Origin of the sequence: Pedobacter africanus (genome assembly GCF_900176535.1) — a bacterium.
In the GTDB taxonomy this organism is placed as follows: domain Bacteria; phylum Bacteroidota; class Bacteroidia; order Sphingobacteriales; family Sphingobacteriaceae; genus Pedobacter; species Pedobacter africanus.
Genome location: NZ_FWXT01000001.1, coordinates 1,550,995 through 1,563,710, shown reverse-complemented (window position 1 = coordinate 1,563,710; position 12,716 = coordinate 1,550,995). Strand labels below are relative to the sequence as shown.

Below are 12,716 nucleotides of genomic sequence, written 5' to 3'. Positions count from 1 at the left end.
TTTAATTGTCTTCCCGCCATTCTTTGCCCGTAAGATTGATGAAAACATCTTCCAGATTGGCTTTCTTAACTTCTTTTTTTCTCTCGAACCCGCTATTGACCAGGTTGTCAATCAGATTGTCTGGCGTGTCTAGCGCAATGATCTCACCGCGCTCTACAAAGGCCACGCGGTCACATAACTGCTCGGCTTCGTCCATATAGTGGGTAGTCAGTACTACTGTTGTACCGTTGTTTCGGATGTCGATGATCAGGTCCCATAAATTACGGCGTGCCTGCGGATCAAGACCGGTGGTGGGTTCATCCAGAAAAATAATTCTTGGAGAATTGAGTAATGTGGTGGCAATAGAAAAGCGCTGTTTCTGGCCGCCAGACAAGGCTTTGTATTTTGCTTTTGACTTATCCTGCAGATTTACCTTCTCCAGCATTTCCATAGGGCGGATATTTACACCATATAAACCGGCAAACAGTTCCATCAGTTCTACCAGGTTCAAATTGGGGTAATAACCTGCAGCCTGCAGCTGTACCCCAATAATGCCTTTGATTTTGCCTGCATCTTTTTCTACAGTGTAACCGTCAACTATGATCTCTCCTGAGGTTTTTTCGCGCAGGGTTTCAATGATCTCCAGTGTTGTGGTTTTACCGGCGCCATTAGGGCCTAAAAGGCCAAAAATCTCGTTTTCGTAAACGTCAAAGCTGATGCCCTGAACTGCCGTGAAATCGTCGTATTTCTTTACCAGGTTTTTGACACTGATAATGGCATTTTTCTTATCCATATGATAAATGTAAGAAGGTTTAGCCAAACAGAAAATGTTATCGGGCTAAACCTTCTAAAATGTCGGTGATATGATATATTATTTCGGTAATTGTGGATTACCAGGTCAGTTCGCCTTTGATCATCCCGATAAAATCATCAAACAGGTAACGCGAATCGTGCGGGCCTGGTGAGGATTCAGGGTGATATTGTACCGAAAATGCTTTTTTACCTTTTACACGGATACCTTCTATCGACTGGTCGTTTAAGTTGATGTGCGTAATTTCAACTTTATCTGAATTTCTTACTTCATCCGGAATTACACCAAAGCCATGGTTCTGGGAAGTCACTTCGCAGTGGTTTTTGATGATGTTTTTAACCGGGTGGTTTAAACCACGGTGACCGTTAAACATTTTCATCGTTCCGATTCCGTTTGCTTCGGCAAGTAACTGGTGACCAAGGCAGATGCCAAACATGGGTTTTTCGGAAGCCAATACTTTTTTAACGGTTTCTATGGCATATGGCATAGCCGAAGGATCGCCGGGGCCATTGGAGATAAAATAACCGTCTGCGCCCCATTTTTCCATTTCTTCAAAGGTGGTTTTTGCCGGGAAAACGTGTACATATACGTCCCTGTCAGCAAAATTGCGTAGGATGTTCTTTTTAATGCCCAAGTCTAAAGCCGCCACTTTAATGCTGGCTTCAGGAGAACCATAGAAATAAGCTTCTTTGGTTGAAACCTGTGAAGACAGCTCCAGGCCGTCCATTGAAGGTACCTCAGCTAGTTTTGCTTTTAATTCTTCAAGGTCAGTAATTTCAGAAGAAATAATGGCATTCATTGCTCCTTTATGCCTGATGTGGCGTACCAAAGCACGGGTATCGATATCCGAAATCCCTACAATGTTTTCATTCTGAAAATAGTCCTGAATAGACTCAGATGCCTCCTTACGGCTGAACCCAATGTTGTAGTTTTTACAAACGAGGCCAGCTATTTTGATGCTGTCAGACTCAATTTCTTCTCTGTGTATACCATAATTTCCAATGTGTGCATTGGTGGTTACCATGATCTGACCGAAATAAGAAGGGTCAGTAAAAATTTCCTGATAGCCTGTCATTCCGGTATTGAAGCAGATCTCTCCGGTAGTTGTACCAATTTTTCCGGCTGCTTTACCGTAATATACGGTTCCATCGGCCAGTAACAGGATAGCAGGTAACTTGGTGTAGTTAGTCATTGTTGTGATAATGAAAAATTATGGGTGTAAAAAAAGAGAAAAATGGGGATTTTGAAGCGGTTTTGATACCGATTATGTTTTTAACAAATGTGCTGTTAATTAACCCCTTCATTTCGGGGTACAAAGATAAGAGTTTAAGCGGTTTTATTCAAGATATTTTTTCAATTACCCAAGGCTGCAGCCCTTAGCCCCGAAAGATAGAAGTTGGGAATGTCACAAAAACAATAAAACAATATTTATTTCAATTGTAAAAACTAATTTTGCTTCCATAAAAAATAAAGGCATGTCGGTAAATAAAGAAGTAAAACGAATAACGACTCATATATTACAGGAGATGAAATTGCGTGGAGAGAAGATCTCTATGCTGACTGCATACGATTTTTCGATGGCTACCATCCTGGATGATGCAGGGCTGGATGTTTTATTGGTGGGCGATTCGGCTTCTAACGTTATGGCCGGACATGAAACCACACTTCCGATTACGCTCGACCAGATGATTTATCATGCCCAGTCTGTTGTAAGAGGGGCCGGCCGCTCCTTTGTTGTGGTCGACCTGCCCTTCGGCTCTTATCAGGGCAATTCAAAAGAAGCCTTGAACTCGGCCATCCGAATTATGAAAGAGTCCGGTGCCCATGGCGTAAAACTGGAAGGGGGCACAGAAGTGGTAGATTCTATACAGCGTATTATTACCGCTGGTATCCCTGTAATGGGCCATCTGGGCTTAACACCACAATCTATCTATAAATTTGGCACTTATACGGTAAGGGCAAAAGGTGAGGAAGAAGCAGAAAAACTTAAAACTGATGCAATCGCCCTGGAGCAGGCCGGATGTTTTGCTATTGTGCTGGAAAAAATACCTGCATTACTGGGTAAGGAGGTTTCGCAAAGCCTGCATATCCCAACGATTGGTATTGGCGCAGGACCTGACTGTGACGGACAGGTATTGGTGGTGAACGATATGGTAGGCCTGACCAAGGGCTTCAAACCTCGTTTCCTACGTCAATATCTGAATTTGTATGAGGGTATCAAGGAAGCGGCGCAGTCTTACGTTAAAGACGTAAAAGGAAATGATTTTCCAAACGAAAAGGAACAATATTAATGCCGGTAACCGATAAAGACGTACTTTACGAAGACAATCACCTGATTGCGATATGTAAAAAGGCCGGCGATATTGTACAGATTGATGAGACCGGAGATGAACCTTTAGACGAACAGGTAAAAAAATACCTGGCCGTAAAATACAATAAACCCAATAGTGCTTTTTTGGGTGTGGTTCACCGGCTGGACAGACCTGTTAGCGGTGTTATTCTCTTTGCCAAAACCAGCAAGGCCCTGGAACGTATGAATGCCGTTTTTAAAAACAGGGAGGTTAAAAAGACCTATTGGGCCGTGGTGCGGAAAAAACCAGGCAAAGCTTCTGGTACCCTGGTACATTGGTTGATCAAAAACCCACAGAAAAATGTAGTTACACCTTATAATACAGAAGTTCCCGGTAGCCAGCGCTGCGAGCTGAGTTATAAATTGCTCGGAGAACTGGATGGTTATTATTTAATCGAAGTAGACCCTTTAACTGGCCGCTCCCACCAGATCCGGGTACAGTTGTCAACCATGGGCTGCCCCATTGTGGGCGATAATAAATATGGCTACCCCAGGGGGAGCCGTAAGGGAAGCATCTGCCTACATGCACGCCGGTTACAATTCATACACCCGGTTAAAAAAGAACCTGTAAATATTTTCGCCAGATTGCCCATAGATGGCTTCTGGGAAAAATTTGAAGGTTTTTAGGATGCCAAAATGATTTACTACTAAGCGCATTTGACAGAGTTTTTTCTTTACCGATACACGTAAATTAGTTTTTAGTCAACCAAACTATAAACCAAACTAAATTACGATGCTGCGCTTTGAAGGCACAAACGCGATCAAAAAAAGCAAGGATGCACTATTGGTCCGCACGTTATTGATGAAAGTCATGAATAACGACCATAGCGCTTTCCATGAACTTTATGATCACTTTAGCGCGCAATTGTATGCCAATGTTCTGCGTATGGTGAGGGACACTGAACTGGCCCGGGAGATACTTCAGGACGTTTTCATGAAGGTTTGGGAGAAACGGGAAAATTTAGATCCCGAAAAGTCATTTAACGCCTATTTACATCAGATCGGTAAAAACCTGGTCTATGATCATTTTCGTAAGCTGGCCCTCGATAGAAAATTGGAAAGTCAGTTTACAGAGGCCGATAGTGAAGCATACAGTCATATTGAAGAACAGCTTTTCTATAAGGAAAGCAACCAGCTTTTTCTTGCGGCTGTAGCCAAACTTTCCCCACAACGTAAGCAGGTATTTACTTTATGTAAGCTTGAAGGCAAAAGCTACCATGAGGTCAGTAAGTTACTCCAGATCTCTACTTCTACCATCAGCGATCACCTGCTGAAATCCAATAAATTTATCAAAGCCCAGATGCAGATTGCCGAATCCGTGTTGATAATTTTTATAGGTTTTTTAGGCTTATAGCCTCCCTGCCCGGGAATATTTATAACGCTAAAAAAAATAAAAAAATATTTTAATCTGGAGCAGGGACTTTTCTCTGCCCGCCCGTATTATGTGAAAAAGGCATTAAGCCCGGCCTGGAATTTAAACAGGATGGCTGACAATCCGAAAGAGATCATATTTATGGAAAACCGGCAAGAGCTCATAAAATTATTTAAACGTTACCTGGCTAAGGAGTGCTCGGCGGAGGAGGAGGAAACTTTTCTATCATTTCTGGAGGATAAAGCGCATGCGCCTTTGTTCAGGGAGCTGATTGAGGAAGAATTGCAGGCGGAAGTTGATCCGGAGTTTAAGGAGCTGCCTAAGGTTAAGGCAGAACTTCAGCGCGTAAAGTCAAATCTCATTCGTGAAATGGGGGAGCAGGAAGTTGACCGGCCTGTTTCAAAAAACCAGCTCTGGTTAAAAGTGGCTGCAGTTCTGGTGCTTTGTGCGGGAGTGGTATTTTTTACCACCCACACAAAAAAAAGGGAACTTCTTGCAGATGTTGCTCCGGGTGGGAATAAAGCCACCCTCATATTGGCCGATGGTTCAAAAGTATTGCTGGATTCGGCGGTAAAGGGTGCCGTAATTCAGCAGTCGGGGGTTATGGTCACTAAAACAGCTGATGGCCAGTTGGTCTATACCATACAGGAGCACGTTGTACATGGCCATCCTAAAAAAATGCTGACAAATACGGTTTCCACACCAAGGGGCGGACAATACCAGGTTAATTTGCCTGACGGTACGAGGGTTTGGCTCAATGCCGCGTCTGAATTGAAGTTTCCCTTAAGTTTTGCTGGATTAAAGGAACGCCGGGTAAGTCTTACAGGAGAAGCTTATTTTGAGGTTAAAAAGAACGCAACCCAACCATTTATTGTAGCTTCTGACCGGCAGGTTGTACAGGTACTGGGCACACATTTTAACGTAAACTCCTATAAGGATGATGCCAGTACCAAAACAACGCTTTTAGAGGGAGCTGTTAAGGTGCGGAGTTTAACAGGAGCGAATCCGGACGAGGCAATATTAAAACCGGGGCAACAGGCCCGTATCGGTGAAGCTTCTGCTGTCATTAATGTGGCCAATGTAGATCCTTCGGCCGAGATCGCCTGGAAAAAGGGACAGTTTTTCTTTGAAAATGAACCTATTGAAAACATCATGAAAGCGGTTTCCAGGTGGTATGATGTAGATATTGTTTATAAAGACGATTTCGCTGGAAAAACCGTATGGGGATCTGTAACGAGGTATGGAAATGTATCAAAAGTATTGTCAATATTGGAATTAACGGGAGGAATCCATTTTAAAATTGAGGGAAGGAGGATCATCGTGCACAAATAATTTTACTTAAAAGTGCCGGAAAAACCGTGACTCCGATTGCCGTCGAAGCCACGGATGATATCAGGCCTGTAGTTAGATATTTTATACCAAATAACCATCATAACCAATAAACCCAATAACCAAATGTATGAATTTTTACGATCTATTTAGGTCTGAGCATTTTGTTTTCAGAGCTAATAAAACCTTGCGTATTATGAAGTTGATTGTCATCATCATGTGTACACTATTAATGGAGGTTAGCGCTTCCGGACGGGCCCAGGAAATTACATTTTCGCAAAAGGGAACCTCTGTTACCACTGTATTTAAAGAAATTACCAGGCAAACCGGCTATCAGGTGGTTTGCGACGGGGAATTGATTAAAGCAGCCCGTGTTGTAGATGTCGATTTTAAACAGGCCAGCCTACAGGAAGTCCTGGATCAGTTTTTTCCGAAAAAGGCCATTAAATGGGCTATGGAAGATAAAACGCTGGTGATAAGGAAGGGACTAGGGAATCCTGTTACTGTAGCAGTTGGACCGCACAAGCCTAAGATCGTGCCAAAGGAGGTAAGACTAGTGGCAAAAGAGATTAGAGGAACGGTAAAAGATACTGTAGGGGCCTTGCCTGGGGTATCCGTTTCTGTTAAAGGAAAAACGCAAATCGGGACTACTACCGATTTAAATGGTAAATATATTCTTGACGGGGTAGACGAAGATGCAGTTGTCGTTTTTAGTATGGTAGGCTACGCATCTCAGGAGATTCCTGTTCGCGGTAAAACGGTGATCAATGTTACTATGAAGCCATCAGATAACCAGCTTGAGGAGACGGTAATTGTGGCATTTGGCAAGCAGAAGAAAGAATCTGTGATCGGCTCTATTACCACTATTAATCCAGGAGAATTAAAAGTTCCATCCAGTAACCTTACAACAGCACTTGCTGGACGTTTAGCGGGGATCATTGCCTATCAAAGAAGCGGAGAACCGGGGGCCGATAATGCAGAGTTCTTCATCAGGGGGGCTACTACCTTTGGTTACAAAAAGGATCCTTTGATCCTGATTGATGGAATGGAGTATTCTACCCAGGATCTGGCGCAGTTAACTTTAGACGATATTGAGAGTTTTTCAATTTTAAAAGATGCATCGGCGAACGCGTTGTATGGCGCCCGCGGAGCAAACGGTATCATTCTGATCACTACAAAACAAGGTAAGGAGGGTAAGCCGAAAATTAATGTGCGTTATGAAAATTCGATTTCATCGGCCACAAAGAATGTTGAACTGGCAGATCCAATTACTTATATGCAATTGCATAACGAAGCTTATGTGACCCGCCAGCCCAACGTACCAACCCCATATTCAAGGAGTAAAATAGACAATACCGTAGCTGGTACAAATCCAATTGTCTTTCCGGCAGTTAACTGGCAAGATCAGTTACTCAAGAACAGCACGATGAACCAGCGCGTGAACTTTAACCTTGGGGGCGGCGGCCAGGTGGCCACTTATTATGTTGCCGGTGCTTTAAACCAGGACAATGGTATTCTGAAAGTGGATAACCGCAATAACTTTAACAGTAACATTGATTTAAAGAAATACAACATTCGTTCAAATGTTGGCCTGAACATTTCAAAATCTACCCATGTGGATATCCGTCTGAATGGAAACTTTGAAGATTATAATGGCCCACTCGACGGGGGACAGGGAATTTACCGTAAAATTATGCGTACCAGCCCGGTGCAATTCCTGCCTTATTACCCGGTAGTTCCTGGCACCGGTGGAACCACAAAGCACATCATGTTTGGAAACCTGGAACAAGGGCAATACCTGAATCCATATGCCGACATGGTAAAGGGTTATAAAGAATCAGCCAGATCACTAATGCTGGCCCAGATTGAACTGAAGCAAGACCTTTCATTTATTACCCCTGGTTTAGCAATTAATGCCATGGGTAACATCAACCGTGAGTCTTTCTTTGATCTGAGACGTCAGTACATACCTTTCTGGTATTCGGCCGGAAGTTACGATAAACTCACCGATACTTACAGACTTACTCCTTTAAACCCGGATTTCGGTACTGATTATCTGAATTTTGTTCCGGGAGACAAAAAGGTTTCCTCTGTGATTCATTTGCAATCCGCATTTACTTACAACAACACCATTAAACAAAAACATGCTTTAGGCGGTACATTGGTTCTTTTGCTGGATTCTAAACTGGATGGTAATTCTAGGGATCTGCAGGAGTCTCTGGCCTCTCGTAACCTGGGTATTTCGGGAAGGGCAACCTATAGTTATGATAATCGCTACTTTGCCGAGTTTAACTTTGGTTACAACGGTTCTGAACGTTTTTATAAAACCGAGAGATTCGGCTTCTTCCCGTCAGCGGGTTTGGCATGGCAGATTTCTAATGAGAAATTCTTTAAGCCATATACAGATGTGATCACCAAACTAAAGCTTCGTGGAAACTACGGCTTGGTAGGTAACGACGCCATAGGTGGTAAAGATGAACGCTTCTTTTATCTGTCTGAAGTGAATATGAATAACGGTGCAATGGGCGCAACTTTTGGCAGCGCAGGGGGCTATTCCAGACCCGGGATTTCTGTAGGTCGTTACGAGAACCAGGATATCACATGGGAAACAGCCGCCAACTCTACATTCGGACTAGAATTAGGGCTTTGGAATAAGCTGGATATCATAGCGGAGTATTTTACCGAGCATCGTTACAACATTTTAATGGAGCGGAGCTCCATCCCTAAAACCATGGGCTTACAGGGAGATACACCGAAGGCAAATGTTGGGGAAGCCAATTCTAAATCTTACGAGTTGCAACTGGATTATAACAGTACTATTGGCAAGCACCTGATTTTAGGTGTGCGGGGTAACTTCACTTATGCAAAAAATCGTTTTAAAGCTTACGAAGAACCGGAATACCCATATCCATGGAGCTATCGCGTTGGTCATTCCACTGCCCAAAGCTGGGGCTATATTGCCGAACGGCTTTTTGTGGATGATGAAGAGGTGAGAAGCTCTCCGGTACAGAATTTTGGGAATAACCCAACTATGGGAGGCGATATCAAGTACCGCGATATCAATGGAGATGGCGTAATTAATGTTAACGACCAGGTGCCAATTGGCTTTCCAACAAGACCGGAAATTGTGTATGGTTTTGGTTTTTCTGCATCGTACAAAGGCCTCGACTTTAATGCGTTCATGCAGGGATCGGCAAGATCTTCATTCTGGATAGATCCTGAAGCTACCGCACCTTTTGTTGAGTACCGGGAAAACGCAAACGATTTACCCGGGTATCGTCTGCAAAATCAATTACTGGCAGCTTATGCAAATAATTACTGGTCTGAACAAAACCGTAATTTATATGCGTTGTGGCCACGTTTAAGTGCATATCCTGTACAAAATGGTACAGGCACGTCCTTACAGTCAAACAACACGCAAAGAAGTACTTGGTTTATGCGTAACGGTTCTTTTCTTAGAATAAAACAAATTGAAGTAGGCTACTCTTTACCAAAAAAACTGATACAAAGGGTTAAGGTTGACCGCTTAAGGGTTTATGCTACCGGAAGTAACCTGTTTGCTTTCAGTAAATTCAAATTATGGGATGTAGAGATGGGTGGTGAAGGGTTAGGATATCCCGTACAAAAGATCCTGAATATTGGCGTCCAGGTAGGTTTTTAACAACAAACGATTATGAAAAAAATAAATATCATATTACTCATTACCGTTATAGGCACTTTCCTATCCTGCAAAAAATTCCTGGATGTGGTCCCGGACAATGTTGCAACCATAGACTATGCCTTTAACCTGCGGTCGTCGGCAGAAAAATATCTGTTTACCTGTTATTCTTATATGCCGGCCAATGGACATTTTAATACAAATCCGGGCTTTTCATCTGCTGATGAGATCTGGTATCCAAATCCTCCTGTAGATGTAAGCACCAACTTTTTCAGTATTGCCCAGGGGCTACAAAATGTAGCCAACCCTTTTGGTAATTTCTGGAGCGGTAGCAGGGGTGGAAAGGCCTTGTTTCGGGGAATAAGGGATTGCAATATCTTTTTGGAGAACATACACAAGGTGGAAGAGATGGAGATATGGGAAAAAGAACGCTGGAGTGCAGAGGTCAAGTTCCTAAAAGCCTACTACCATTTTTACCTGTTAAGAATGTATGGACCTATTCCTTTGGTAAAAGAGAATTTGCCTATTGCTGCCAGTCCGGCCACTGTTCAGGTTCACCGTGAGCCGGTTGACAGCTGTGTAAACTATATTGTTCAGTTATTAGATGAAGCTTTTGACAATCCCAACCTTCCGGAAAATGTTACCGGAACTGAGAGTTCTGAACTGGGGCGGATTACAAAAGGCATCGTAAAAGCCCTGAAGGCAAAAGTATTGGTTACCGCAGCAAGTCCTTTGTTCAACGGCAACTCTGAATATATTGATTTTAAAGATAAACAGGGAGTACAACTTTTTAGCAATGCCTACGATCCTAAAAAATGGGAACGTGCAGCCCAGGCTTGTAAGGAAGCTATTGATTATTGTCATAGTCAGGGTGCTAAACTGAGCACTTTTCAAGGGGCGGCTACTTACGTTACCAATGATACGATCAGGAAACAACTGGAAATCCGTACAGCGATTACCATAAGGGATGCTAATCCGGAAGTGATCTGGGCTAATACCAGCAGCAGGGCCGATGTAAATATGCAGCGTTGGTCTATACCCATCATCGCAACCGGGGCGACCAGTGGAAGCGGACCTAAAGGTATTCTTGCACCTACATTAAAAATGGCCGAAATGTTCTATACGGAACACGGACTTCCGATCAACAGCGACAGGACCTGGGACTATGCAGGACGTTATGAACTCAAGACCGCCCAGGAGAAAGACCGTTTTTATGTGAAACTGGACTCTAATACTGTAAAGTTGCATTTTGACAGAGAACCCCGTTTTTATGCCAGTATCGGATTTGACCGGGGCATATGGTTTGGTAATTGGATCAATAACAATGACATTACAAAGCCGCTTAATTTTGTGCAGGCCAGGGCTTCAGAGATTTCTGCACGGCAGGGAATCAGTAATTATTCGATTACTGGTTACTGGATCAAAAAGCTAGTAAATATAGAAACCTTTGGCGCAGCTGATGGGAATGTGGTAAACAATACCGTTACCTATCCATGGCCCGAAATAAGATTGTCTGACCTGTATCTGATGTATGCAGAAGCTTTGAATGAGGTGTCTGGTTACAGCACAGATGCAACGCATTATCTTAACCTGGTAAGGGCAAGGGCGGGAATTCCATCGGTTGAAGAAGCCTGGGACCGGTTCTCTACGCAGCCGGGATATTATAATGATAAAGGTAATTTGAGAAAGATTATTCATCATGAACGTGCCATAGAACTTGCTTTTGAAGGACAGCGTTTCTGGGACCTTCGCAGATGGAAGGAAGCGCATAAGGACCTGAATCAGCCGGTGAAAGGTTGGGATATCACTCAAAAAAGCGCGAATTCATTTTACCGTTCGGTACTGCTCTACAACCAGTACTTTACGATGAAAGAATACTTATGGCCAATTGAGCTTGGAGAAATGCAGATTAACAAAAACCTGGTGCAAAATCCGGGATGGTAATAAATATTGATCCTAAAAAACAGAAATATGAAACAATTTAAAATATTCGTCCTGCTTTTTACTATGCTTTCAGTAGCATTGTCTTCCTGCAAGGAGGAAATACTTAAACCGCTATATGGTTCAAAGGGAGCCCCTAAGCCCATTTCAAATGCATCCGTTCAAAATATAGCGGGAGGGGCAATCATTAGTTACACGCTTCCGGATGACGCAAATCTTTTATATGTAAAAGCAGAATATGAAAGACAAGGTAAGATTGTAGTTTCTAAATCTTCTTTCTATAAAAAAAGCATTCTTGTGGAAGGACTTGGAGATACGAACCCCAGGGAGGTTAAGCTTTATGCCGTAGGAAATGGAGAAGAAGCCTCTACACCAATTCAGGTAACGATTAACCCCCTGGCCCCACCCATTTATGATGTTATGAATTCTTTAGGCATAAGAGAGTCTTTTGGTGGAATGAACGTTAAATTTAACAATCATGAGTCGACAGGTGAAAGACCATATAATATTGTTATCGGGGTGGTTGTATGGGACGATAGACTTGGGGAATGGAAAGACGTTGATGCTTATTATACAGGTTTGGCGGAAGGTAGTTTCTCTATTCGTGGCCTGCAAGCGAAAGAACAGAAATTCGGATTCTTTGTGAAGGATACCTGGAACAATAAAACTGATACTCTTCAGAAAACATTGACACCGATCTATGAGGAGGAATTAAAAGCCCCGGATGATGCAAGAAAAAAATTCCCTATTCCACAAAATAAACCACTGCCTATTGACGGCTCTCCGATATTGGAACCCGGTAACCTGAGCTCATGGGCTTTTGGGGCTATGTTTGATGGGGTTATAGGTAACAATGGCTTTCATTCCAATGAAAGAAATCCTTTGCCAGCATGGTTCCCGATGGACTTGAAGAAAGTTACCCGCTTAAGTCGTTACAAAATATGGCAACGTCAAAACCCGGATGGAGGATATCTGTATTCACATGGCAACCCTCATGAATGGGAAATCTGGGGAACCAATACGCCTAATGACAGAGAAAGCTGGGTATTGTTGGATCATAGGATCATGGTTAAGCCCTCAGGACAACCAATCGGCATATTATCTAATGACGATGTGGAAGTTGCACGTCAGGGACATGAATATGAGTTTCCTCTTGATGCACCGCCGGTAAGGTATATCGCCTGGAAACAAATTGACAATTGGGCCTCTATCCAGGGAGCCTTAGGTTTCCTGCACTTGTCAGAGATGAAGATTTGGGGTCAAATACAATAATTAA

General features: G+C 43.0%; 10 protein-coding genes. 8 read left to right on the top strand and 2 right to left on the bottom strand.

Annotated elements, in window-relative coordinates; translation table 11 throughout:
• Nucleotide 1 precedes the first annotated feature (1 nt).
• Nucleotides 2-772: an ABC transporter ATP-binding protein gene (locus B9A91_RS06490; RefSeq protein WP_084237565.1), complete on the bottom strand. Its 771-nt coding sequence runs from the start codon at nucleotides 770-772 to the stop codon at nucleotides 2-4.
• A gap of 97 nt (nucleotides 773-869) precedes the next feature.
• Entirely contained in the window at nucleotides 870-1,982 is a 1,113-nt protein-coding gene (carA, locus tag B9A91_RS06485) for a glutamine-hydrolyzing carbamoyl-phosphate synthase small subunit (RefSeq protein WP_084237564.1), read from the bottom strand.
• Between the two features lie 20 nt (nucleotides 1,983-2,002).
• On the opposite strand from carA, the gene B9A91_RS24085 reads away from it, so the two are divergent.
• The 8 genes from B9A91_RS24085 to B9A91_RS06450 all read left to right on the top strand — a co-directional run bounded on the left by B9A91_RS24085 (nucleotide 2,003) and on the right by B9A91_RS06450 (nucleotide 12,712).
• Nucleotides 2,003-2,170, top strand: a complete 168-nt coding sequence (locus B9A91_RS24085; protein WP_159451656.1) for a hypothetical protein — start codon at nucleotides 2,003-2,005, stop codon at nucleotides 2,168-2,170.
• Nucleotides 2,171-2,265: 95 nt separating this feature from the next.
• Nucleotides 2,266-3,081, top strand: a complete 816-nt coding sequence (gene panB / locus B9A91_RS06480) for a 3-methyl-2-oxobutanoate hydroxymethyltransferase (protein ID WP_084237563.1) — start codon at nucleotides 2,266-2,268, stop codon at nucleotides 3,079-3,081.
• Nucleotides 3,081-3,767, top strand: a complete 687-nt coding sequence (locus B9A91_RS06475; RefSeq protein WP_084237562.1) for an RluA family pseudouridine synthase — start codon at nucleotides 3,081-3,083, stop codon at nucleotides 3,765-3,767. The genes panB and B9A91_RS06475 overlap by 1 nt, the downstream gene beginning before the upstream one ends.
• 106 nt (nucleotides 3,768-3,873) lie before the next feature.
• On the top strand, nucleotides 3,874-4,494 hold the full coding sequence (locus B9A91_RS06470) for an RNA polymerase sigma factor (RefSeq protein WP_084237561.1): 621 nt from the start codon (nucleotides 3,874-3,876) through the stop codon (nucleotides 4,492-4,494).
• A 90-nt stretch (nucleotides 4,495-4,584) separates the two neighbouring features.
• A complete protein-coding gene (locus tag B9A91_RS06465; protein WP_084237560.1) occupies nucleotides 4,585-5,844 on the top strand; it encodes a FecR family protein in 1,260 nt (419 codons plus the stop codon).
• 193 nt (nucleotides 5,845-6,037) lie between these two features.
• On the top strand, nucleotides 6,038-9,502 hold the full coding sequence (locus B9A91_RS06460) for a SusC/RagA family TonB-linked outer membrane protein (RefSeq protein ID WP_235012475.1): 3,465 nt from the start codon (nucleotides 6,038-6,040) through the stop codon (nucleotides 9,500-9,502).
• A gap of 12 nt (nucleotides 9,503-9,514) precedes the next feature.
• Nucleotides 9,515-11,443: a RagB/SusD family nutrient uptake outer membrane protein gene (locus tag B9A91_RS06455; RefSeq protein ID WP_084237558.1), complete on the top strand. Its 1,929-nt coding sequence runs from the start codon at nucleotides 9,515-9,517 to the stop codon at nucleotides 11,441-11,443.
• Nucleotides 11,444-11,470: 27 nt separating this feature from the next.
• Nucleotides 11,471-12,712: a DUF4959 domain-containing protein gene (locus B9A91_RS06450; protein WP_084237557.1), complete on the top strand. Its 1,242-nt coding sequence runs from the start codon at nucleotides 11,471-11,473 to the stop codon at nucleotides 12,710-12,712.
• Nucleotides 12,713-12,716 lie beyond the last annotated feature (4 nt).

Bases quoted from the DNA above. Each gene is read 5' to 3' on its own strand.
- panB (WP_084237563.1), top strand. From the start codon at position 2,266: ATGTCGGTAAATAAAGAAGTAAAACGAATAACGACTCATATATTACAG.
- B9A91_RS06455 (WP_084237558.1), top strand. From the start codon at position 9,515: ATGAAAAAAATAAATATCATATTACTCATTACCGTTATAGGCACTTTC.
- carA (WP_084237564.1), bottom strand. From the start codon at position 1,982: ATGACTAACTACACCAAGTTACCTGCTATCCTGTTACTGGCCGATGGA.
- B9A91_RS06475 (WP_084237562.1), top strand. From the start codon at position 3,081: ATGCCGGTAACCGATAAAGACGTACTTTACGAAGACAATCACCTGATT.
- B9A91_RS06490 (WP_084237565.1), bottom strand. From the start codon at position 772: ATGGATAAGAAAAATGCCATTATCAGTGTCAAAAACCTGGTAAAGAAA.
- B9A91_RS06460 (WP_235012475.1), top strand. From the start codon at position 6,038: ATGAAGTTGATTGTCATCATCATGTGTACACTATTAATGGAGGTTAGC.
- B9A91_RS24085 (WP_159451656.1), top strand. From the start codon at position 2,003: ATGGGTGTAAAAAAAGAGAAAAATGGGGATTTTGAAGCGGTTTTGATA.
- B9A91_RS06470 (WP_084237561.1), top strand. From the start codon at position 3,874: ATGCTGCGCTTTGAAGGCACAAACGCGATCAAAAAAAGCAAGGATGCA.
- B9A91_RS06450 (WP_084237557.1), top strand. From the start codon at position 11,471: ATGAAACAATTTAAAATATTCGTCCTGCTTTTTACTATGCTTTCAGTA.